The organism is Burkholderia metallica, from assembly GCF_902832845.1.
Classification (GTDB): domain Bacteria; phylum Pseudomonadota; class Gammaproteobacteria; order Burkholderiales; family Burkholderiaceae; genus Burkholderia; species Burkholderia metallica.
On the sequence record NZ_CADFDB010000005.1, the window covers coordinates 177,441 to 199,015 of the forward strand.

Annotated in this window: 18 protein-coding genes and 5 tRNA genes; 16 read left to right on the top strand and 7 right to left on the bottom strand. The window is 66.5% G+C overall.

The features are described 5' to 3' along the window. The first annotated feature begins 283 nt into the window (after positions 1 to 283). The 6 genes from HWX08_RS16185 to HWX08_RS16210 all read left to right on the top strand — a co-directional run bounded on the left by HWX08_RS16185 (position 284) and on the right by HWX08_RS16210 (position 7,343). Positions 284 to 643: a hypothetical protein gene (locus HWX08_RS16185; protein WP_174921691.1), complete on the top strand. Its 360-nt coding sequence runs from the start codon at positions 284 to 286 to the stop codon at positions 641 to 643. Between the two features lie 141 nt (positions 644 to 784). Beyond that, on the top strand, positions 785 to 2,677 hold the full coding sequence (locus tag HWX08_RS16190) for an extracellular solute-binding protein (RefSeq protein ID WP_174921684.1): 1,893 nt from the start codon (positions 785 to 787) through the stop codon (positions 2,675 to 2,677). Positions 2,678 to 2,728: 51 nt separating this feature from the next. After that, positions 2,729 to 3,772 (top strand): microcin C ABC transporter permease YejB, encoded by a 1,044-nt coding sequence (locus HWX08_RS16195; RefSeq protein ID WP_069257019.1) that lies wholly within the window; start codon positions 2,729 to 2,731, stop codon positions 3,770 to 3,772. A 48-nt stretch (positions 3,773 to 3,820) separates the two neighbouring features. After that, entirely contained in the window at positions 3,821 to 4,918 is a 1,098-nt protein-coding gene (locus HWX08_RS16200; RefSeq protein ID WP_069257018.1) for an ABC transporter permease, read from the top strand. Beyond that, the gene (locus HWX08_RS16205; protein WP_069257017.1) at positions 4,915 to 6,540 is read left to right on the top strand and encodes an ABC transporter ATP-binding protein; all 1,626 of its coding nucleotides are present in this window, start codon (positions 4,915 to 4,917) and stop codon (positions 6,538 to 6,540) included. Before HWX08_RS16200 ends, HWX08_RS16205 begins: the two co-directional genes overlap by 4 nt. 128 nt (positions 6,541 to 6,668) lie before the next feature. Beyond that, the gene (locus HWX08_RS16210; protein ID WP_174921685.1) at positions 6,669 to 7,343 is read left to right on the top strand and encodes a C40 family peptidase; all 675 of its coding nucleotides are present in this window, start codon (positions 6,669 to 6,671) and stop codon (positions 7,341 to 7,343) included. A gap of 149 nt (positions 7,344 to 7,492) precedes the next feature. Here the strand turns inward: HWX08_RS16210 and HWX08_RS16215 are convergent, their stop codons facing one another. Next, on the bottom strand, positions 7,493 to 8,419 hold the full coding sequence (locus tag HWX08_RS16215) for a patatin-like phospholipase family protein (protein ID WP_174921686.1): 927 nt from the start codon (positions 8,417 to 8,419) through the stop codon (positions 7,493 to 7,495). A gap of 280 nt (positions 8,420 to 8,699) precedes the next feature. On the opposite strand from HWX08_RS16215, the gene gltX reads away from it, so the two are divergent. The 7 genes from gltX (at position 8,700) to HWX08_RS16250 (ending at position 11,645) form a co-directional block, all read left to right on the top strand. Beyond that, the gene (gene gltX, locus HWX08_RS16220; protein WP_069257014.1) at positions 8,700 to 10,109 is read left to right on the top strand and encodes a glutamate--tRNA ligase; all 1,410 of its coding nucleotides are present in this window, start codon (positions 8,700 to 8,702) and stop codon (positions 10,107 to 10,109) included. A gap of 128 nt (positions 10,110 to 10,237) precedes the next feature. Next, positions 10,238 to 10,313, top strand: a tRNA-Ala gene (locus HWX08_RS16225). 138 nt (positions 10,314 to 10,451) lie between these two features. Next, positions 10,452 to 10,527: transfer RNA gene (locus HWX08_RS16230), tRNA-Glu, on the top strand. A 79-nt stretch (positions 10,528 to 10,606) separates the two neighbouring features. Continuing rightward, positions 10,607 to 10,683 (top strand) — tRNA-Asp (locus HWX08_RS16235). A 63-nt stretch (positions 10,684 to 10,746) separates the two neighbouring features. Then, positions 10,747 to 10,822: transfer RNA gene (locus HWX08_RS16240), tRNA-Glu, on the top strand. Positions 10,823 to 10,894: 72 nt separating this feature from the next. Then, positions 10,895 to 10,971: transfer RNA gene (locus HWX08_RS16245), tRNA-Asp, on the top strand. Positions 10,972 to 11,180: 209 nt separating this feature from the next. Next, the gene (locus HWX08_RS16250) at positions 11,181 to 11,645 is read left to right on the top strand and encodes a GNAT family N-acetyltransferase (RefSeq protein ID WP_069257013.1); all 465 of its coding nucleotides are present in this window, start codon (positions 11,181 to 11,183) and stop codon (positions 11,643 to 11,645) included. A 26-nt stretch (positions 11,646 to 11,671) separates the two neighbouring features. Here the strand turns inward: HWX08_RS16250 and HWX08_RS16255 are convergent, their stop codons facing one another. Further along, positions 11,672 to 12,547, bottom strand: coding sequence for an AraC family transcriptional regulator (locus tag HWX08_RS16255; protein ID WP_069258030.1), 876 nt, complete (start codon positions 12,545 to 12,547; stop codon positions 11,672 to 11,674). Between the two features lie 267 nt (positions 12,548 to 12,814). Here HWX08_RS16255 and HWX08_RS16260 point away from each other — a divergent pair, with 267 nt between their 5' ends. Beyond that, positions 12,815 to 13,228 (top strand): gamma-glutamylcyclotransferase family protein, encoded by a 414-nt coding sequence (locus HWX08_RS16260; RefSeq protein ID WP_069257012.1) that lies wholly within the window; start codon positions 12,815 to 12,817, stop codon positions 13,226 to 13,228. A 124-nt stretch (positions 13,229 to 13,352) separates the two neighbouring features. On the opposite strand, the gene aceB is transcribed toward HWX08_RS16260, so the two are convergent. Together aceB and HWX08_RS16270 are read right to left on the bottom strand one after the other, a co-directional pair. Then, on the bottom strand, positions 13,353 to 14,945 hold the full coding sequence (gene aceB / locus HWX08_RS16265) for a malate synthase A (protein ID WP_069257011.1): 1,593 nt from the start codon (positions 14,943 to 14,945) through the stop codon (positions 13,353 to 13,355). A gap of 67 nt (positions 14,946 to 15,012) precedes the next feature. Further along, a complete protein-coding gene (locus tag HWX08_RS16270) occupies positions 15,013 to 15,774 on the bottom strand; it encodes a haloacid dehalogenase type II (RefSeq protein ID WP_174922850.1) in 762 nt (253 codons plus the stop codon). Between the two features lie 155 nt (positions 15,775 to 15,929). Here HWX08_RS16270 and HWX08_RS16275 point away from each other — a divergent pair, with 155 nt between their 5' ends. Both HWX08_RS16275 and HWX08_RS16280 read left to right on the top strand, forming a co-directional pair. Beyond that, positions 15,930 to 16,835, top strand: a complete 906-nt coding sequence (locus HWX08_RS16275; protein WP_069257009.1) for a LysR family transcriptional regulator — start codon at positions 15,930 to 15,932, stop codon at positions 16,833 to 16,835. A 159-nt stretch (positions 16,836 to 16,994) separates the two neighbouring features. Continuing rightward, positions 16,995 to 17,429, top strand: a complete 435-nt coding sequence (locus HWX08_RS16280; RefSeq protein WP_174922849.1) for a universal stress protein — start codon at positions 16,995 to 16,997, stop codon at positions 17,427 to 17,429. A gap of 199 nt (positions 17,430 to 17,628) precedes the next feature. Here HWX08_RS16280 and aceA read toward each other — a convergent pair whose 3' ends face one another. The 3 genes from aceA to HWX08_RS16295 all read right to left on the bottom strand — a co-directional run bounded on the left by aceA (position 17,629) and on the right by HWX08_RS16295 (position 21,510). After that, positions 17,629 to 18,936 carry an isocitrate lyase gene (gene aceA, locus HWX08_RS16285; protein ID WP_174922848.1) on the bottom strand — a complete coding sequence of 436 codons (1,308 nt, stop codon included), beginning with the start codon at positions 18,934 to 18,936 and terminating at the stop codon, positions 17,629 to 17,631. A gap of 401 nt (positions 18,937 to 19,337) precedes the next feature. Next, positions 19,338 to 20,879: a DEAD/DEAH box helicase gene (locus HWX08_RS16290; protein WP_069257007.1), complete on the bottom strand. Its 1,542-nt coding sequence runs from the start codon at positions 20,877 to 20,879 to the stop codon at positions 19,338 to 19,340. Between the two features lie 361 nt (positions 20,880 to 21,240). After that, positions 21,241 to 21,510: an acyl-CoA-binding protein gene (locus HWX08_RS16295; protein ID WP_031399394.1), complete on the bottom strand. Its 270-nt coding sequence runs from the start codon at positions 21,508 to 21,510 to the stop codon at positions 21,241 to 21,243. Between the last annotated feature and the right edge of the window lie 65 nt (positions 21,511 to 21,575).

Below are 21,575 nucleotides of genomic sequence, written 5' to 3' on the forward strand. Positions count from 1 at the left end.
GCCGGCGCGGGGCGCCGGCCTGTCAGCGAGTTGCCGACGCGCGGCGGGTGCCCGGTTCGGCTCGCGCAGTGTGCGTGGCGGCGCTTAACGCGGGGCGCGGGCCAGGATGAAAGATGTTTTAGGAACCGGTGGCGAGGGGCAGGGCGGACGCCGATTGTTACAAGACGTTAGCGCGGGCTCATCGTTGCGATGAGACGCATCAGTTCTTACAAACTTGAAATATGCGGACGCGGTGCTTGCCGTTATAGTCGAATCACACATGACACAACCAGAAGAGGAATTCATGAAGACTTTGCGTGTTGCCTCGCTCTTGACCGGTATGACGGCCTTGCTCGTGTCGGGCGCAGCAATGGCGGGAGTCAATGTCGGGATCAATCTCGGCGTTCCGGCACCGGTCTACGTCGCGCCTGCGCCCGTGTATGCGCCGCCGCCCCCGCCGCCGGTCGTCTATCAGCCTGCGCCGGTCTACGCGCCGGCCCCTGTCTACGCACCGGCGCCGGCCATCGTGATCGGCTGGCACGGCGACCGCTACTGGGACGGCCGTCGCTACTGGGGCCGCGACGAGTGGTACCGCCATCACGGCCGCGGCTGGGGCGGCGATCGCGGCCACTGGGATCACGGCCGCCACAACGGCTGGCGCTGATCGCCGGTGCGCGCGCCTCGTGCGCGCGCCCGCGATCCGCTCGTGAAGAAACCGCCCGTGTGGCGGTTTTCTTTTGGCTCGCACGCTCGAATGGGTAGAATCGTTCCTCGTTACTACCCTTATTCGATCGACAGGGCTTCTATGACGAAGGGTTCGCCCCGGGCCGCCGCCGCGCGAGCCCGCTTCGGCGCGCTGCGTGCGGTACGGGCGGTGCAGGCCGCCGGCCGCGCGGCCGCGACGATTGCGCTGTACGCGGTGCTGGCGGCGCCGGCCGCGCACGCGGCCTACGCCATCGCCCAGTACGGCGAGCCGAAATATCCGCCGGGCTTCAAACATTTCGACTACGTCAATCCCGACGCGCCGAAGGGCGGCACGCTCGTGCTCGCGAACCCGAACCGGCTGACGTCGTTCGACAAGTTCAATCCGTTCACGATGCGCGGCAACCCGGCGCCGGGCATCGACATGCTGTTCGAGAGCCTCGCGACCGGCAGCTCGGACGAGCCGTCGTCCGCGTACGGGCTGCTCGCCGACGACATCGACATCGCGCCGGATCGGCGCTCGGTCACGTTCCATCTGAATCCGCGCGCGCGCTTCTCGAACGGCGATCGCGTCACCGCCGACGACGTCAAGTTCTCGTTCGACACGCTGAAGAGCAAGCAGGCCGCGCCGCAATTCGGCGCGTATTTCGCGGAGATCGCGAAGGCGGTGGTCGTCGATCCGGGCACCGTGCGCTTCGAGTTCCGCAGCGCGAACCGCGAATTGCCGCTGATCGCAGGCGGCGTGCCGGTGTTTTCGCGCAAGTGGGGGGTGCGCGCGGACGGTTCGCGCATCCCGTTCGACCAGCTCGCGTTCGAGCAGCCGATCGGCAGCGGCCCTTACCTGATCGAGCGCTACGACAACGGCCGCAACATCACGTACCGGCGCAACCCCGCATACTGGGGCGTCGACCTGCCGGTGCGGGTCGGCACGAACAACTTCGAGCGGATCGTCTACAAGCTGTACGGCGACGGCGTCGCGCGGCTCGAGGCGTTCAAGGCCGGCGATTACGACGTGCTCGTCGAGTACATCGCGCGCAACTGGACGCGCCGCGACGTCGGCAAGCGCTTCGACAGCGGCGAGCTCGTCAAGCGCGAATTCCGCCAGCACAACGGCGCGGGCATGCAGGGCTTCTTCATGAACCTGCGCCGCCCGCTGTTTCGCGACGTGCGCGTGCGGCAGGCGCTCGACCTCGCGTTCGACTTCGAATGGCTGAACCGCCAGCTGTTCTACGGCGCCTACACGCGTCTGGACAGCTATTTCGCCGACACCGACCTGCAGGCGACCGGCACGCCCGGCCCCGGCGAGCTGAAGCTGCTGGAGCCGCTGCGCGCGCAGCTCGACCCGGCCGTGTTCGGCCCAATGGTCACGCAGCCGGACACGAACCCGCCGGGCTCGCTGCGCGCGAATCTGCTGAAGGCGCGCGCGCTGCTCGCGCAAGCCGGCTGGACCTATCGCGACGGCGCGCTGCGCAACGCGAAGGGCGAGCCGTTCACGTTCGAGATCCTCGACGATTCGGGCGCGGCGATGGAAGGGATCGTCGCGGCCTACCAGCGCAACCTCGCGAAGCTCGGCATCGTCGCGCGCTTTCGCACGGCCGATTTCGCGCTGCTGCAGAAGCGTCTCGACGCGTTCGACTACGACATGACGACGATCCGCTTGCCGGGTGTGCAGGTGCCCGGGGCCGAGCAATACTCGCGGTACGCCAGCAAGTTCGCCGACGAGCCGGGCTCCGACAACCTCATCGGGTTGAAGTCGCCGGCCGTCGACGCGTTGCTGCACGCGCTGGGTACCGCGCAGACGCGCGAAGACCTGCTCGACGCGACCCATGCGCTCGACCGCGTGCTGATGCACGGCTACTACGCGGTTCCGCAGTGGTACAGCACGACGCACCGGATCGCGTACAAGCGCACGCTCGCCTATCCGCAGACGCTGCCGCTGTACTATTCGGCCGAGGGCTGGGTGGTGTCGACCTGGTGGGCGAAGCCCGATCACTGACCCTGCCGCCCGTACGTCCAACCCCGCCTACCGATCGCGAGTCGACGCCCTATGTGGAGCTACATCCTCAAACGCCTGCTGCTGATGATCCCGACGCTCGTCGGCGTGCTGACCCTCACGTTCGCGGTGATCCAGTTCGTGCCGGGCGGCCCCGTCGAACAGGCCGTGCAGGAGTTGCGCAAGGGCGCGACGGAGCAGGGCGCGGTGCCGTTCGGGATGCGCGCGCATACCGGCGTCGACGCGCAGCAGCTCGCGCAGCTCAAGGCGCTGTATGGTTTCGACAAACCGCCGCTCGAACGCTACTGGCTGATGCTCAAGCGTTTCGCGCGCTTCGATCTCGGCGACAGCTACTTCCGTCACCAGAGCGTGTGGTCGCTGGTCGTGCAGAAGCTGCCCGTGTCGATCAGCATCGGGCTGTGGACGTTCTTCCTCACCTATCTGATATCGGTGCCGCTCGGCATCGCGAAGGCCGTACGCAACGGGTCGCCGTTCGACGTCGCGACGAGCCTCGTCGTGCTAGTCGGCTATGCGATTCCGGGCTTCGTGCTCGGCGTGCTGCTGCTCGTGCTGTTCGGCGGCGGCTCGTTCTGGCAGATTTTCCCGCTGCGCGGGCTCACGTCGGACAACTTCGCGCAGCTGTCGCTTGTCGGCAAGGTGCTCGACTATCTGTGGCATATCGCGTTGCCGATCACCGCGTCGGTCGTCGGCAGCTTCGCGGTCGTCACGATGCTCACGAAGAACGCGTTCCTCGACGAAATCCGCAAGCAATACGTGCTGACCGCGCGCGCGAAAGGGCTCGCCGAGCGCACGGTGCTGTGGAAGCACGTGTTCCGCAATGCGATGCTGCCGCTGATCGTCGGCTTCCCGGCCGCGTTCATCGGCGCGTTCTTCACCGGCAGCCTGCTGATCGAGACGCTGTTCTCGCTCGACGGCCTCGGGCTGCTGTCGTACGAATCGGTCGTGCGGCGCGACTACCCGGTCGTGCTCGGCACGTTGTACCTGTTCACGCTGATCGGACTGGCGACCAAGCTGATCTCGGATCTCTGCTACGTGTGGGTCGACCCGCGCATTCAATTCGACAACCTGGAGCGCTGACATGAAACCATCCGTCCGCATGCCCGGCGTCACCGGGCGAGGTGCGCGATGAGCGGTGCCATCGACACGTCCCGCCTGGACGCGGCGCGCGCGCGAGTGTCCCCGTCGCCCGCGCGCCGCGTGTGGCAGCGCTTCCGGCAGCAGCGGCTCGGCTACTGGAGCTTCGTGATCTTCTTCGCCGCGTTCGCCGCGAGCCTCGCGGCGCCGCTATGGTCGAACGACAAGCCGCTCGTCGTCCGCTACGACGGCCAGACCTATTTCCCGCTGTTCCATGCGTATCCGGAAACGACCTTCGGCGGCGACTTCCCGACCCCGGCCGATTATCTCGATCCGTATGTGCGTAAGCGGCTCGAGGCGCCCGGCAATTTCGTCGTCTATCCGCCGAACCGTTACTACTACGACACGCTGAACTACTTCTCGAACGTGCCGAATCCCGCACCGCCGTCGCGCGAGAACCTGCTCGGCACCGACGCGCAGGGGCGCGACCTGCTCGCGCGGCTCGTGTACGGGTTCCGCGTGTCGGTCGAGTTCGGGCTGATCCTCACCGTGATCGGCACGCTGATCGGCATTGCCGCGGGCGCCGTGCAGGGCTTTTTCGGCGGCCGCATCGACATCGTCGGGCAGCGGCTGATCGAAATCTGGAGTTCGCTGCCCGAGCTGTACCTGCTGATCATCTTCGCGTCGATCTTCGAGCCGAGCTTCCTGCTGCTGATCGTGCTGCTGTCGCTGTTCGGCTGGATCGGGCTTGCCGATTACGTGCGCGCGGAATTCCTGCGCAACCGCACGCAGGACTACGTGCGCGCGGCGCGTGCGATGGGGCTTACGAACTGGCAGATCATCTGGCGCCATGTGCTGCCGAACAGTCTCACGCCGGTGATCACGTTCCTGCCGTTCCGGATGAGCGGTGCGATCCTCGCGCTCACGAGTCTCGATTTCCTCGGGCTCGGCGTGCCGCCGCCGACGCCGAGCCTTGGCGAGCTGCTTGCGCAGGGCAAGGGCAATCTCGACGCGTGGTGGATCTCGCTGTCGACGTTCGGCGTGCTGGTCGCGACGCTGCTGCTGCTGACGTTCATGGGCGACGCACTGCGCAACGCGCTCGACACGCGGATCGCCGATTCGGTGCGGGCCGCGGGAGGCCAGCGATGAGCACGATTTCCGCATCGCCTTCGCCGGGCGAACCGCTGCTGTCGCTGGAGGGCCTGCACGTGCGCTTCGGCGACACGGTCGTGGTGGACGACGTGACGCTCGCGATCGGGCGCGGCGAGCGCGTCGCGCTGGTCGGCGAGTCGGGGTCGGGCAAGAGCGTCACGGCGCTGTCGATCCTGCGGCTGCTGCGCGACGCCGACGTGAGCGGCGCGATCCGCTTCGCGGGGCAGGACCTTTCGGCCAAGAGCGAGCGCGAGATGCGCGGGCTGCGCGGCTCGGACATCGCGATGATCTTCCAGGAGCCGATGACGGCGCTCAATCCGCTCTATACGATCGGCGCGCAGATCGGCGAGACGATCGTGCTGCACGACGGCGTGTCGGCGGTCGAGGCGCGCAAGCGCGCGATCGCGTTGCTCGCGCGCACGGGCATCGCGGAGCCGGAGAGGCGTGTCGACAGCTATCCGCACCAGTTGTCGGGCGGCCAGCGCCAGCGCGCGATGATCGCGATGGCGCTCGCGTGCCGGCCGCGCCTGCTGCTGGCCGACGAGCCGACCACCGCGCTCGACGTGACGATCCGCGCGCAGATCGTCGACCTGCTGCTGGAGCTGCAGCGCGAGGAAGCGGAAAAGCGCGGGATGGCGATCCTGCTCATCACGCACGACCTGAATCTCGTGCGGCACTTCGCGGATCGCGTTGCGGTGATGGAGCGCGGCCGGCTCGTCGAGAGCGGGCCGGTCGAGCGGATCTTCGCGGCGCCCGAGCATCCGTATACGCAGCGGCTGCTGAACAGCCGGCCGCAGCGCGCGGTCGCGCCGGTGATCCCGATCGCGCCCGTCGTGCTCGACGCGCACCACGTGAGTGTGCAGTTCGCGCGCCGGCGGCCGGGTATCGCCGGCTGGTTCGGCACGGTGCCGGTGACGGCCGTCGCGGACGTGTCGGTCTCGGTGCGGCAGGGCGAGACGCTCGGCATCGTCGGCGAATCGGGGTCGGGCAAGTCGACGCTCGCGATGGCGCTGCTCGGCCTGCAGAAGACGGCCGGCGGCACGATCGAATTCCAGGGGCGCGCGCTGTCGACCTATCGCGGCCGCGAGCAGACCGCGCTGCGCTCGAACATGCAGGTCGTCTTTCAGGACCCGTTCAGTTCGCTTTCGCCGCGTCACACGATCGAGCGGATCGTCGGCGAGGGGCTCGAGCTGCATCGGCCGGACATGACGCCCGATGCGCGCCGCGCGAAGTCGCTTGCGGTGCTGCGCGAAGTCGGCCTCGACCGGACGGTGCTGCATCGTTATCCGCACGAATTCTCGGGCGGCCAGCGCCAGCGGATCGCGATCGCGCGGGCGCTGGTGCTGGAGCCGCGCATCCTGATCCTCGACGAGCCGACCTCCGCGCTCGACGTGTCGATCCAGCAGCAGGTGCTGAAACTGCTCGCGAATTTGCAACAGAAATACAACCTCGGCTACGTGTTCATCAGCCACGACCTGGAGGTGATCGGGGCGATGGCGCACCGCGTCGCGGTGATGCAGGACGGGGCGGTGGTCGAGTCGGGGGAGGTGGCCGACATCTTCGGCAGACCGTCACATCCTTACACACAAAAGCTGTTGAAAGCGGTCTGGAAAGCGTGATAGGCCGCCAATGGTCTGACCATCTCGATTGTATTTATTAATTTGTTTTGACAAACGATTACGCGCTGGCTAGTATCGACCGAAATTTTCCGCCAATCAGCTGATTTTTAAGCAAATTCCATCGACCAATGCAGCATCGATCCCTGACCCAGGCATGCGCGCGCACCGTCGCCGGGCTGTTCATCGGCGCCCTGTTCGCAGCAGCTCCCGGCGCTTTCGCCGACGAAGTCAGCAGTTTTAACCAGAATGTCACCAATTCGACTCAGATCGGGTCGGGTTCCTCCCTCCAGCAGACCAGCGCGCAGCCGTCGAGCGGCGGCGCGAAGTCGTTCCTCGCGGGCATGGCCGGCAAGGCGGGCGACGTGGTCGTCGGCGCGCTGAACATGATCGGCGTGCGCTATCGCTGGGGCGGCAACTCGCCGGATTCGGGCCTCGACTGCAGCGGCTTCGTGCGCTACGTGTTCCAGGACACCCTCGGGATGTCGCTGCCGCGCCGTGCGGAAGAGATGAGCCGCGTCGGCGAGAAGGTGAGCATGAGCAACCTGAAGCCGGGCGACCTCGTGTTCTTCAACACGATGCGCCGCACGTTCTCGCACGTCGGCATCTACATCGGCGACAACAAGTTCGTGCACTCGCCGTCGACGGGCAGCACCATCCGTGTCGACGATCTCGATAGCGGCTACTGGGAAAAGCGCTTCACCGGCGCGCGCCGGCTCGAATCGGAGTTCCCGATGAAGCCGGAAGGCCTGCGTCAGCGCGTGCGCGCGACGATCGGCGACGATTCGGCGAACGGCAACAACTGACGTTCGACGGCCGTCCCGGCCGGATCGAAAAAACCCTGTCACCGAAAGGCGGCAGGGTTTTTTGTTTTGGGGCGGCGCAAGCGGCGTTCGCCGTGTGCATGCCGGCGGCGCGCGCCGGCATGCGTGGCGGTTACGTGCCTGTTGCGCGCTTACGCGGCAGCCGTGCCGCGCGCTGCCGCGAGCTTGCGCTGCAGTTCCGGCATGATGCGCGCGACGGCTTCCTCGCCCGCGAGGATGGCCGCGTTGCGCTGGTTGAAGTCGCTGCCGCCCATGGCCGCGAGGTTCGGGCGGATCACGACGTCCGCATACTTGTCGAGCTCGTAGGTCTTGATCGTCTGGCCCATGATCGTGAAGGTCTGCAGCAGCATCTCGATCGGGTTGTTGGTCGCCGCGCCGTCGGGACGGGCCGAGATGTCGACCGCGATCACGAAGCTCGCGCCCATCTTGCGCGCAAACGACGCGGGCACGGGGCTCACGAGGCCGCCGTCGACATATTCGCGGCTGCCGATCTTCACCGGTTCGAACACCGACGGCACGCTGCACGACGCGCGTACCGCGAGCCCCGCATTGCCCTGCTGGAACAGGATCGGCTGACCGCTCTGCAGATCGGTCGCGACGATGCCGAGCGGCTTCGCCATCTTTTCGATCGGCCGGTTGTTGAGCGTCTTGTTCAGGAAGTTCTGCAGCGCCACGCCTTGCAGCAGCCCGCGCGAGCGGAACGGCAGCGCCCAGTCGCTGATTGCCGCCTGGTCCATGTCGAGCGCGATCTTGTTGATCTGCAGCGCGCTCATGCCCGATGCATAGAGTGCGCCGACCACCGAGCCCGCGCTTGTGCCCGCGACGATTTCAATCGGGATGCCGCGTGCCTCGAGCGCCTTCAGCACGCCGATGTGCGAGAAGCCGCGCGCGGCGCCGCCGCCGAGCGCGATGCCGATCTTCACGGGCTTCTCGTGCGACTGCGTGGCGCCGGATGCGGTATCCGGACGGGATTTGTCGCCGAACGACGTGCAGGCGGCGAGGCTGGCGGACGCGGCGGCGATCGTGAAGTGGCGGCGCGACAGGCGAGGGGACGACATCGAATGATTCTCCGGCGGCTTGGCGGCGGGTTACACGGCCCGCGGCGGCGATAGGTTCCGAGCGGCCGCGCGGCAGGTTCCGGGCGGCCGGCGCCGCGCCGGCTGGCGGCCGCGGCGCGCACATCATAAAGCAAGCGGTGCGCTTGGCGCGATGTCCGGCGCGAGTATAATTCCGGCTTCTTTCCCGTTCCGGGCGTCGCCGGCCCCGCTGCTGTCCGGGTTGCCGCCGTCGATCCCGCGTCGAATCATTCATGCGCCCCAGGCGTTCGAGTTACCGTTTATGACCCGTCCTGTCCGTACCCGCTTCGCGCCGAGTCCCACCGGCTTCATCCACCTCGGCAACATCCGCTCCGCACTCTATCCGTGGGCGTTCGCCCGCAAGATGAAGGGCACGTTCGTGCTGCGCATCGAGGATACCGACGTCGAGCGCTCGTCGCAGGAAGCGGTCGATGCGATCCTCGAGGGGATGCAGTGGCTCGGCCTGGATTTCGACGAAGGCCCGATCTACCAGATGCAGCGGATGGACCGCTATCGCGAGGTGCTCGCGCAGATGCTCGAGAAGGGTCTCGCGTACCCGTGCTACATGTCGGCCGAGGAACTCGACGCGCTGCGCGAACGCCAGCGCGAGGCCGGCCTGAAGCCGCGCTACGACGGCACGTGGCGTCCGGAGCCCGGCAAGGTGCTGCCGGAGCCGCCGGCCGGCGTGAAGCCGGTGCTGCGCTTCCGTAATCCGCTGACGGGCACGGTCGTGTGGGACGACGCCGTGAAGGGGCGCGTCGAGATCTCGAACGAAGAACTCGATGACCTCGTGATCGCGCGCCCGGACGGCACGCCGATCTACAACTTCTGCGTGGTGGTGGACGACATGGACATGGGCATCACGCACGTGATCCGTGGCGACGACCACGTGAACAACACGCCGCGCCAGATCAACATCCTGAACGCACTCGGCGGCGAGCCGCCGGTCTACGCGCACCTGCCGACCGTGCTGAACGAGCAGGGCGAGAAGATGAGCAAGCGGCATGGCGCGATGAGCGTGATGGCGTACCGCGACGCGGGCTTCCTGCCGGAGGCCGTCGTCAACTATCTCGCGCGCCTCGGCTGGTCGCACGGCGACGCGGAGATCTTCTCGCGCGAGCAGTTCGTCGAATGGTTCGATCTCGAGCATCTCGGCAAGTCGCCTGCGCAGTACGACCACAGCAAGCTGAGCTGGCTGAACGCGCATTACATCAAGGAAGCGGACAACGCGCGCCTCGCCGAGCTGGCCAAGCCGTTCCTCGACGCACTCGGCATCGAGGACGCGGCGATCGCGACGGGCCCGGCGCTCGATGCCGTGGTCGGACTGATGAAGGATCGCGCGACGACGGTCAAGGAGATCGCGGAAGGCGCTGCGATGTTCTACCGGGTGCCGGCGCCGGAAGCCGATGCGCTGGCGCAGCACGTGACCGATGCGGTGCGTCCGGCGCTGGCCGATCTCGTCACCGCGCTGAAGGCGGCCGACTGGACGAAGGAGGCCGTGTCCGCGGCGCTGAAGGCGACGCTCGGCGCGCACAAGCTGAAGATGCCGCAACTGGCGATGCCGGTGCGGCTGCTGGTGGCGGGTACGACGCACACGCCGTCGATCGATGCGGTGCTGGTGCTGTTCGGTCGTGACGTCGTGGTGTCGCGCATCGAGGCCGCGCTGGCCTGAGGTTCGGGTGCGAGCGAAGCTGCCCGTGCACGACATCGCGGCAGCTTCGCAAAAAAATTCGCGCGAATCGCAAAAAGGGTATTTACAAGTTCAAAGTAGGTCCATATAATCTCACTTCTGTTCTGCAAGGGGGTATAGCTCAGCTGGGAGAGCGCTTGCATGGCATGCAAGAGGTCAGCGGTTCGATCCCGCTTACCTCCACCATCAGAACAAGCTGGGTTGATTTGCGAAGCAGCGGTGGTAATAAATGCTTCACAAAATGATTCAAAGCAGTTAGAATTTCGGCCTTCGCTGTTGATTGAAAAATGAATAGCGAAAGTCAGACAAATCTGAAAAGATTTTGTCCCCTTCGTCTAGAGGCCTAGGACATCACCCTTTCACGGTGAGTACAGGGGTTCGAATCCCCTAGGGGACGCCAGATTCAGCGGCGTTTCGTAGAAATGTCGCAACGCTTGCAGGAACGTAACCGACGTCCTGCGGGTGAGGGTAAGAAAGCTGGAGCGGTAGTTCAGTCGGTTAGAATACCGGCCTGTCACGCCGGGGGTCGCGGGTTCGAGTCCCGTCCGCTCCGCCAGAACGAAGCCCGTTCAAGACGTTTTTGAGCGGGCTTTTGTATTAAAGATGTAAGCAGTACGTTGTCCCCTTCGTCTAGAGGCCTAGGACATCACCCTTTCACGGTGAGTACAGGGGTTCGAATCCCCTAGGGGACGCCAGATTTCGGTGTCGTTCGAACAAACGATGCGCCGGCAGGAAGCAACCGACGCCTGCCAGGCAGTAGCAAGACTGGAGCGGTAGTTCAGTCGGTTAGAATACCGGCCTGTCACGCCGGGGGTCGCGGGTTCGAGTCCCGTCCGCTCCGCCAGAAAAATGAAGAAGCCCGCCTTGTGCGGGCTTCTTCATTTGCATTTCCGATTGCGTCTGCTGGCGGGCGCGTGGCTGCGGAGGGGAGGAAGCCATGCAGGCAAGCACAGCACTTCCGCTCATCCGGCGTCGAACCGCTACGAGAAATTCGCGATTGCATCCGCACGCGACTGCGCTATCGTGGCGGGGTGCGTTCTTGACCCCTGCGCGATGCTCGATCCGACCGACCTGCGACTCCTGTATCAGCTCCGGCCCGCGGAAGCCGGCGATTTTCCGTTCGCCGAAGCGCTGACGCACGGCAACATGGGCGGCTATTACAAGCGTCACGGGCTCGTGTGGCGCAGCGACCTGTTCTACGCGAGCTGGCGCGAATCCGAGAACTTCATCCTGGAAGCCGACGGCGAGCGCATCGGCGTGCTGCGCGTGACCGAAGAGGGCGACTCGCTGCATATCCGCGACGTACAGATCGCGGCCGGCCATCGCGGGCAGGGCGCCGGTACCTACATGCTCGACATGGCACACCGCTGGGCGCGTGCGCGCGGGCTGCACGAACTGCAGCTGCGCGTGTTCGTCGACAATCCTGCCGCGCGCCTCTACCTGCGCATGGGCTATCGGGTTGCCGGGTCGCGGCTCGCGCAACTCGGCTCGATCCGCCACATGGTGCGGCCGGTCTGACGCGCGGACGACCCCGCGCGACGCGTTCAGCGGGCAGCGTCGATCGCGTCGTCGTCCGGCGTTTCGTCGTCCGCGAGGCGGCCTTCCGGGCCGCGGTGCTCGTAGCCGCGCAGCATGAATGCGCGCGGGCTTTCGCCGAACGCGCGTCGGAACATCGCAGAAAAGGCGCTTTGGCTCTGATAGCCGAGTTCGCGGGCGATATGCGATAGCGGGCGCCCCTGGTTCAGCAGCGGAATGGCCCGAGCCAGCAGCGCCTGCTGGCGCCACTGCGAAAAGCTCACCCCCAGTTCCTGCCTGAAGAGCCGTGAAATCGTGCGCGTACTCGCACCGACCTCGCTCGCCCAGTGTTCGAGCGACTCCGCATGCGCCGGATGCGCGAGCACCGATTCGCACAGCAGGCGCAGCCGTTTTTCATCGGGCATCGGCACCGCGAGCGGCAGCGGTTCGGCGCGACTCAGCTCGTCGAGTACGAGCTCGCACAGCAGGCGCTCGCGCGCGGCGTTCAGGCCGCGCGCGTCGAGTGCGACGATCAGTTCGCGCAGGAGCCCCGTCACCTCGACGACACGGCACGCATCGAGCCCGTCCGGCACGATCGACGCGTCGATATACAGCGTGCGCAAATACGCTTCTTCGACGATCACGACCTCATGCGTCACGCGCGGCGGCACCCAGATCGCACGGGACGGCGGCACCATCCAGGTCGTGCCGGTCGTCGCGACGCGCAGCACGCCGCGCGACGCGTACGCGAGCTGCGCCCATGCATGCGTGTGCAGCGGGATGCGGCGTCCGGCGTCGACCTGCCGTGCGCGCACGCGCATCGGGTGGACGGTGGTCGGTGCGAATTCGGGCGGAATGTCGATGACGTCCGAGTTCGGTACGTCGGCTTGGGCGGGCGGATTCATGGACGATTCGGGCAGCGCGGCGGCGATGCCGTTATTGTAGAAGGCGCCGCGAAAGCGCATGCGGCGGTTTGTCCGGTGATCTTGCCGCGTTCAAATGAACTTTGTGTGGGGGCCTGGCGATTCAACGGCTGCCCCGGGGCCGGACGCGCTCGCGGCTCCGAACCACCGGCCGGTCTCGCGGTCTATCGAGGCGCGGGCGATTTTGCACGAACCGTGTGCCGGTCGCACGCGAACACGGCAACATATGAATCGAAGAGGAGAACCACGATGCGTCACGTATTCGTCTACGGCACGTTGAGAAACGGCGAGGCCAACGACATCGGCCACGCGGCCGCCAGGCACGGGATTGCCGCGCCGACGCTGCTCGGCGCCGCCGCGCTGCCGGGCGAGCTGTACGATTTCGGTACGTATCCGGGGATGATCGCCGGGTCGGACGGCAGGTCGCTCGTCTGGGGCGACGTCTACGAGGTCGACGAGCGGCTCGTCCCCGTGCTCGACGAGATCGAGCGCGTCTATCCGGGCGTCGACTCGCTGTTCAAACCCGAGAGCGTCACGGTCGAACTCGGCGGCCGGCAGTACGCGTGCCTTTACTATCCAGTTGCCGCGCACGCGACAGCCGGGCGTCCGCGCATCGCGTCGGGCGACTGGGTTCAGCACCGGCGCGAGCGCGAAGCCGTCTGACCGGTTGCGCGGCAGCCGCGCGTCGCAAAAGAAAAGCGCCCCGTAAGGGGCGCTTTTTTGATGCCGTCACCGTATCCAACCGGCGCCGGCGCAGGGTCGACTCCGGTCGAGACGGGCAGCGGCGTCAGATTTCCTCGTACAGCGGCAGCGTCAGGAACTCGGTGAAGCCCTCCGACGTCGACATCTGCTCGAAGATCGCGGCGGCGCGCTCGTACGGCTGCGTGTTGCCGCCGACCGAACGCTTCACGTTGTCGAGCTCGGCCTTCGACAATTCGCGCACGAGTTCGGCCGTGACCTTGCGGCCGTCGTCGAGCACGCCCTTCGGCGAGCGGATCCATTGCCACACCTGCGAACGGGAAATTTCGGCCGTCGCCGCGTCTTCCATCAGGTTGTGGATCGGCACGCAGCCGTTGCCGTCGAGCCACGCACCGAGGTAGTGGATGCCGACGTTGATGTTGTTGCGCAGGCCGGCTTCGGTGATCGGCGCTTCCGGCTGGAAGTCGAGCAGGTTCCTGCCTTCGACCTGCACGTCGTCGCGCTGCTTCGCGATCTGGTTCGGCTTGTCGCCGAGCACCTTCACGAATTCCTCCATCGCGATCGGCACGAGGCCCGGGTGCGCGACCCAGCCGCCGTCGTAGCCGTCGGTCGCGTCGCGCTGCTTGTCCGAGCGCACGCCGCCCATCGCCTTCTCGTTCGCTTCCGGATCGTTCTTGATCGGGATCAGCGCGCTCATCCCGCCGATCGCCGGCGCGTTGCGCTTGTGGCAGGTCTTCAGCAGCAGCAGCGCGTACGCGCGCATGAACGGCACCGTCATCGTGATCTTCGAACGCTCGGCGAGGCAGAAGTCGCGATCGTTCTTGAACTTCTTGATGGCCGAGAAGATGTAGTCCCAGCGGCCGGCATTCAGGCCCGAGCTGTGTTCGCGCAGTTCGTACAGGATTTCGTCCATCTCGAACGCGGCGAGAATCGTCTCGATCAGCACCGTCGCGCGGATCGTCCCGCGCGGCACGCCGACGGCTTCCTGCGCGGCGACGAAAATGTCGTTCCACAGGCGCGCCTCGAGATGGCTTTCCATCTTCGGCAGGTAGAAGTACGGGCCCGAGCCGCGCGCGAGCAGTTCCTTCGCGTTGTGGAACAGGAACAGTGCGAAATCGAAGATGCCGCCGGACACGCGCTGGCCGTCGACCGTCACGTGCTTCTCGTCGAGGTGCCAGCCGCGCGGACGCACGATCAGCGTCGCGACCTTGTCGTTCAGCCGGTACGACTTGCCGTTCTGCTCGAGCGAGATCGTGCGGCGCACCGCGTCCTTCAGGTTGATCTGGCCGTCGATCTGGTTCGTCCAGCTCGGCGCGTTCGAATCCTCGAAGTCCGTCATGTACGAATCGGCGCCCGAGTTCAGCGCGTTGATGATCATCTTGCGCTCGACGGGGCCCGTGATCTCGACACGGCGGCATTGCAGGTCGGCCGGCAGCGGCGCGACCTTCCAGTCGCCTTCGCGGATCGCCTTCGTCTCGGCCAGGAAGTCGGGGCGCTCGCCTGCGTCGAGGCGTTTCGTGCGCTCGACGCGCGCCTGCAGCAGCGCCTGGCGGCGCGGTTCGAACGTGCGGTGCAGCGCCGCGACGAGTGCCAGCGCGTCGGGCGTCAGGATCGCTTCGTAACCCGGCTTGATTTCGCCGGTGATCGTCATGCCTTGCGGCAGCGTGATCGGGGTGCTCATGAGTCTCATCTCCTTGGTCGGTCAGTTGCGGTTTCGGTGAAGGGGGAAGGCGGCAGCGCCGCGAACGTCATGCACCCGGGCCGGGGCGCGTGCGGTTTGCGGGCTTGCCGGACGGAGCCGGGGTGGCGAGGAAGGCGAGCAGGTCGGCCATGCCGGTGCCCGTGCCGTCGGGCGGCGCGCCGAGTTCCTCGGCGGGCGCGCCCGTGCGGTTGAGCCAGAACGTCGTGTAGCCGAACCAGACGGCGCCGGCGACGTCCCATGCGTTCGACGACACGAACACGATGCCGCGCCGGTTCGGTCCGAACGCGGCGGTGCCGAGCGCGTACGCGGCCGGGCTCGGCTTGTACGCGCGTACGGTGTCGGCCGACAGCACGCGATCGAACAGGCCGGACATGCCGGCGCTCTTGATCGCGATGTCGAGCATCTGCGGCGTGCCGTTCGACAGGATGCCGAGCGGCGGGCGCGGGTCGAGCGCGCGCAGCCTGCGCAGCGCGGGCACCGTATCGGGATAGGTGGACAGGCACGCGTATTCGTCCATCAGCCGCTTCTCGGCCGCGCTGTTCAGCGCGAGCCCGAGCCGGCGCGCGGCGAACCGCAGCGCGTCGAGCGTGATGTCCCGGAACGGGCGATAGCGGGCGCCGGCCGGATCGGCCAGCGTGCGCAGTTGCGAGTATTCGATCTGCTTGCGTCGCCACAGCTGCGACAACCGTTCCCCGTGACCGGGAAACATCTGCTCCGCCGCGGCCAGGACCGCACGCACGTCGAACAACGTGCCGAATGCGTCGAAGAGGATTGCGTCGGGAGAGGAGAGTGTCGTTGTGGCCGACATAGCCTTGCGCTCCAGTTTCAGAGGTCGGGATCGATTCTATTCGTGATCGTAGGTGCTAAAAAAGACGCTAATCATCACTTGATCTTTTACTTTCATATACCTAATCTTGAGCGGCTCAAGCTATTTGAAGGGCGGTCATGCCGTCCTTGCGTGTCATGGACCGGTTCAAGCAGATCGAAACGTTTGCCGCGGTCGCGGCGAAAGGCAGCCTGTCGGCGGCCGCGCATGCGGAAGGCGTCGCGCCGGCGATCATCGGCCGTCGCCTCGACGCGCTCGAGGAGCGGCTCGGCGTGAAGTTGCTGGTGCGCACGACGCGCAAGCTCACGCTGACCTTCGAGGGCTCGGCCTTCCTCGAGGATTGCCAGCGGATCATCAACGACATGCAGAACGCGGAGGCGAGCGTGTCGGCCGGCGGCGTCAAGGCGAGCGGCCACCTGCGCATATCCGCGCCGGCCGGCTTCGGCCGGCGGCACGTGGCGCCGCTCGTGCCCGAATTCAGCGTCGGGCATCCGGACGTGTCGGTCACGCTCGACCTGTCCGACCGGATGGTCGACCTCGTCAACGAGGGGTTCGATTGCGCGGTGCGGCTCGGCGAGCTGCCCGACTCGTCGCTCGTGTCGCTGAAGCTCGGCGAGAACCGCCGCGTGTGCGTCGCGTCTCCCGCGTATCTTGCGCGGCGCGGCACGCCGGCCACGCTCGCGGAACTGGCGCGGCACAACTGCCTCGCGCTCGCGGCGAACGCGAACCAGCAACGCGGCTGGACGTTCCAGGAGGACGGCAAGGTCGTGTCGATTCGCGTGAACGGCACGATGGAATGCTCGGACGGCGCGGTGCTGCACGAGTGGTGCCTCGAAGGCTACGGCCTGGCCTGGCGCTCGTGGTGGGAGGTCGGCGACGACATCGCGGCCGGTCGCCTCGTCAGTGTGCTCGACGCATTCGCGGCGCCGCCGATCGGCATTCACGCGGTGTTTCCGCAACGCCGGCATCTGCCGCTGCGGGTGCGGCTGTTTCTCGATTACCTGAAGCACACGTACGAGCGGCCCGGATACTGGGGCGAGTAGGCCGCGCGGGTCCGCGCGTTTCCGATATGAGGGCGAACCCGCTGCCGGCACCGGTTCGGCGATTTCGCGCACTACACTCGTAGGAGGTATGTCCGACGCGTCGCGGCCGGCTCCGATGGGATCGCGGCGTGCGGCGTGCGATTGACGAAGGAGGGCGCGATGTTCCGGCACATCCTCGTTCCAACCGACGGTTCCGAGCTGTCGCAGAAGGCGATCGACGGCGCGATCGACCTGGCTCGCGCGGTCGGTGCGCGCGTCACGGCCTACGCGTGCCTGCCGCAGTACCCGTATTCGCCGTTTTCCGAAGTGATCATCGAGCCGCCCGCCGATTTCCGTGCGCGCAGCGAGCGCGAGGCACGTGCGCATCTCGACGAGGTCGAATCGGCCGCGAAGGTGGCCGGCGTCGCCTGCGACACCTGGACGAGCGTGCACCCGTCGCCGTATCTCGGCATTATCGAGGCGGCCGAACGCGGCGGCTGCGACGTGATCTTCATGGCGTCCCACGGACGCCGCGGGCTCGGCAGCTTGCTGATCGGCAGCGAGACGCAGCGCGTGCTGACCCATACGAAAATTCCGGTGATCGTCTATCGGTAGGGCGGCGCCCTGGAAAAAGGGCGCGCCGGACGGAGCCGGCGCGCGTCGTTGCTGGCGGCCCGCAGGCCGCGCGGCCGGTCGCGCGATCGGTATCGCACGCCTGCCGTCTCCTCCCTGATTTTTATTCGGTGGCCGATGCCGCGCCGTCGCGTGACGGCGCGTGTATCGGCACGACGCGTCGCGCGTCGTGCTTGTCTGCTTACGCGACCTTCTTGCCGTCGAAGAACTGCTCGTCTTCGGTCGAGCCGTGCAGCGCGGTGGTCGACGCTTCGCGCTCGACCGTCTGCGTCACGGCGTCGAAGTAGCCGGTGCCGACTTCGCGCTGGTGCTTGACGGCCGTGAAGCCCTTGTCCGCCGCGGCGAACTCGGCCTGCTGCAGTTCGACGAACGCGCTCATCTGCGTGCGGGCATAGCCGTGCGCGAGGTTGAACATCGAGTAGTTCAGCGCATGGAAGCCGGCCAGCGTGATGAACTGGAACTTGTAGCCCATCGCGCCGAGTTCCTTCTGGAATTTCGCGATCGTCGCGTCGTCGAGGTTCTTCTTCCAGTTGAACGACGGCGAGCAGTTGTACGACAGCAGCTTGCCCGGGAACTGCTTGTGGATCGCTTCCGCGAATTTCTTCGCGTACTCGAGATCCGGCTTGCCGGTTTCGCACCAGACGAGGTCGGCGTACGGCGCATACGCGAGACCGCGCGAGATCGCCTGCTCGATGCCCGGCTTCGTGCGGAAAAAGCCTTCCACCGTGCGCTCGCCCGTCAGGAACGGCTTGTCGTTGTCGTCGATGTCGGACGTGATCAGGTCGGCCGCTTCCGCGTCGGTGCGGGCGACGAGCAGGGTCGGCGTGCCCATCACGTCGGCCGCGAGACGCGCCGCCGACAGCTTCGCGACCGCTTCGCGCGTCGGCACCAGCACCTTGCCGCCCATGTGGCCGCACTTCTTCACGGACGCGAGCTGGTCCTCGAAGTGGACGCCCGACGCGCCGGCCTCGATCATCGCCTTCATCAGTTCGAACGCGTTCAGCACGCCGCCGAAACCGGCTTCCGCGTCGGCGACGATCGGTGCGAAGAAATCGACGTAGCCTTCGTCGCCCGGGCTCTTGCCTTCCGACCACTGGATCTGGTCGGCGCGCGTCAGCGTGTTGTTGATGCGCTTCACGACGAGCGGAACCGAGTTGGCCGGGTACAGCGACTGGTCCGGGTACATTTCGCCCGCGACATTCGCGTCGCCGGCCACTTGCCAGCCCGACAGGTAGATCGCCTTCAGGCCGGCCTTCACCTGCTGCATGGCCTGGTTGCCGGTCAGCGCGCCGAGGGCGTTGACGAACGGCTCGTTGTTGACGAGGTTCCACAGCTTTTCCGCGCCGCGCTTCGCGAGCGTGTGCTCGATCGGGACCGAACCACGCAGGCGGACCACGTCCTCAGCCGAGTAGCTGCGCTTGATGCCTTTCCAGCGCGGATCGGTTTCCCATTGCTGTTGCAGTTCCAGTGCCTGTTGCTGACGCGACATGATGAGCTCCTTGATACGGTGCGATGCCAGATGGGTCGAATATGACGGTGGAGATGCTGTTCTCGAAACCGGGAGCGGTGCGTTCCGGTTCGTGAGGTCTTGTATAAGAGTCTAGGCAAATCGACTGGCGCGGGACAGGGGGCTTTTCGGTGCGGCAGTTAAATTTTTAGTTGTTTTGAATCAATGCGTTGAAATTGAAATTTCGAGATAAGAAATGCCTTTTCCCATCCCGCAATCGTGCGGGTTGTGCCACGCAGCATGATTTTTTACGACACAAAAAAATTTTCCGTATCGTGAAATGTGGGGCGGGACGAAAAAAAACCGGCGCGCAGGCGCCGGTTTGGCTGGACGAGCGGACCGAGCCGCCGTCCGAGGGGCGGCCGGTGGCCGCCCGTGCGTGCTTACGACGCGGAGTTGCTGCGACGCGGGCCGCCGCTGCGCTGGCCGTCGCGACGCGGGCCGCCGTCGCGGCTGCCGCCCGGCTTGCCGCTCCAGCCGCCGCCATTGCCGCCGCCGTAGCTGCGACCGCCGTTGCCGCCATGACCGCCGCCCGGCTTGCCGCCGAAACGTCGACCGCCGTTACCGCCGCCCGGACGGCCGCGGCCGCCGGTGCCGCCGTTGCGCGGGGGCGCCTTGCGCGGCTCGAAGCCTTCGATCACGTTGACCGGCAGCGGCGAGCGCACGAAGCGCTCGATGCGCTTGAGCGCGCCTTGCTCGGCGTGGTGCACGAGGCTCACCGCGATGCCCGAACGGCCCGCGCGGCCCGTACGGCCGATACGGTGCACGTAGTCTTCCGCGAACTTCGGCAGGTCGTAGTTGAACACGTGCGTGATGCCCGGAATGTCGATGCCGCGCGCCGCGACGTCGGTTGCCACGAGCACGCGCACGCGGCGCTCGCGCAGCGCACGGATCGTGCGGTTACGCGCGCCTTGCGGCAGGTCGCCGTGCAGCGCGGCCGATTCGAAGCCTGCGTCGGCGAGACGGCCGGCGAGCTGGTCGGCGTCGATCTTGGTCGCCGTGAAGATGATCGCCTGGTCGAGCGCGCCGTCGCGCAGCAGGTGATCGAGCAGGCGATCCTTGTGGTCGCGGTCGTCCACATAGTGGACGGTCTGCGCGATGTTCGCGCGCGACTCGAGGCGCTGCTGGATCTCGATGCGCTCCGGATCCTTCAGCAGGCGGCTCGTCAGCGAACCGATCTTGCCGTCGAGCGTGGCCGAGAACAGCATCGTCTGGCGCGTCGCGGGCGTCGCGGCGACGATCGTTTCGATATCGTCGATGAAGCCCATGTCGAGCATGCGATCGGCTTCGTCGAGCACGAGCATCTTCAGCTCGGACAGGTCGATGCGGCCGCGCTCGAGGTGGTCGAGCAGACGGCCCGGCGTGGCGACCAGGATTTCCGGGTTCTTCGCGAGCAGCATCAGCTGCTGGCCGTAGGCGACGCCGCCGAGGATGCTGACCGTGCGCAGGCGCTTCAGGTGCTTGCCGTAGGTCGACGCGGCCGTGGTGACCTGCATCGCGAGTTCGCGGGTCGGCGTCAGCACGAGCAGGCCCGGGCGCGCGACGGGTTGCGGGCGGCGCACGCGGCGATCGCCCTGGTTCGGTTCGCGCGGCGCGCGCGGTTGCTGCGCCAGCGTTTTCTGGAGCTGCGCGAAACGTTCGATCGCGGGCAGCATGAATGCAGCGGTCTTGCCCGAACCGGTCGGGCTCGAGACCAGCAGGTCACGGCCGGCGATGCCGGCCGGAATCGCGCGCTGCTGGACCGGCGTCGGCTTCACGTAGCCGGCGGCCTGCAGCGCGGAGACGATCTCCGGCGACAACCCGAGCGACGCGAAGCTCGGCTCGTCCGACGCCGGTTCGACCGCGGCCGGTACGGCGGCGTCGTCGAGACCGAGCGCCTGGTCGGCGATCGCGTTGAGCGGGCTGGAGTTGATGCTCGAAGTCATAACAATCCTTGAAACACAGTGGGTGAAACGTCGGCGCCAATCGCGCATACCCAAGTCGTCGGATTCAGCGAGCAAATCGGGAAACGGGTGCAATCCGCCGAACCGTCGGCGGATGAGGCATTAGAAGCTGTTTTGGGTGCGGCGCGCTTCAGGAGCGGGGCCGCCAGCCTGATAAGTGACGACCGCGAAGGTCGAAGCAGGAGGGGACAGGTTCTAAACCGGATTGGAGCTTAACGCTACGAGGCGTCGGGCCGGAACGGCTTGCGAGCCGAGCGCGGAGATGACGCAGCCAGCATTATAAAGAGATTTGCTGCGCTGCGCCACCGATTTGATTGCCTATTGGCGAGCGGCGGCGATTCGGTCAGGAAGCCGTGCCGTTCTTCAGCGATTCGACGAGTTCGATGTACTGCTGCTTCGCCGCATCCTGCGACGTGCCCTTCAGCGCATCCCACGCGTCGTACTTGTATTTGCCGACGATGTCGGTGAAGCCCGGCTTGTCGCCGTGGGCGTCGCCGTCGGTCGCCTGCTTGAAGAGCGCGTACAGGCGCAGCAGGGTCAGGTTGCCCGGGCGTTCCGTCAGTTGCTTGACGTCGATCTGGGCCTGGTCGAATTGGGCGGTGAGGTCGCTCATCGAATGTCTCCGTAAGGGTTTCAGGTCGGGCGATCTTAACAAGCGGACCGTTGCGCGGGGTCGAG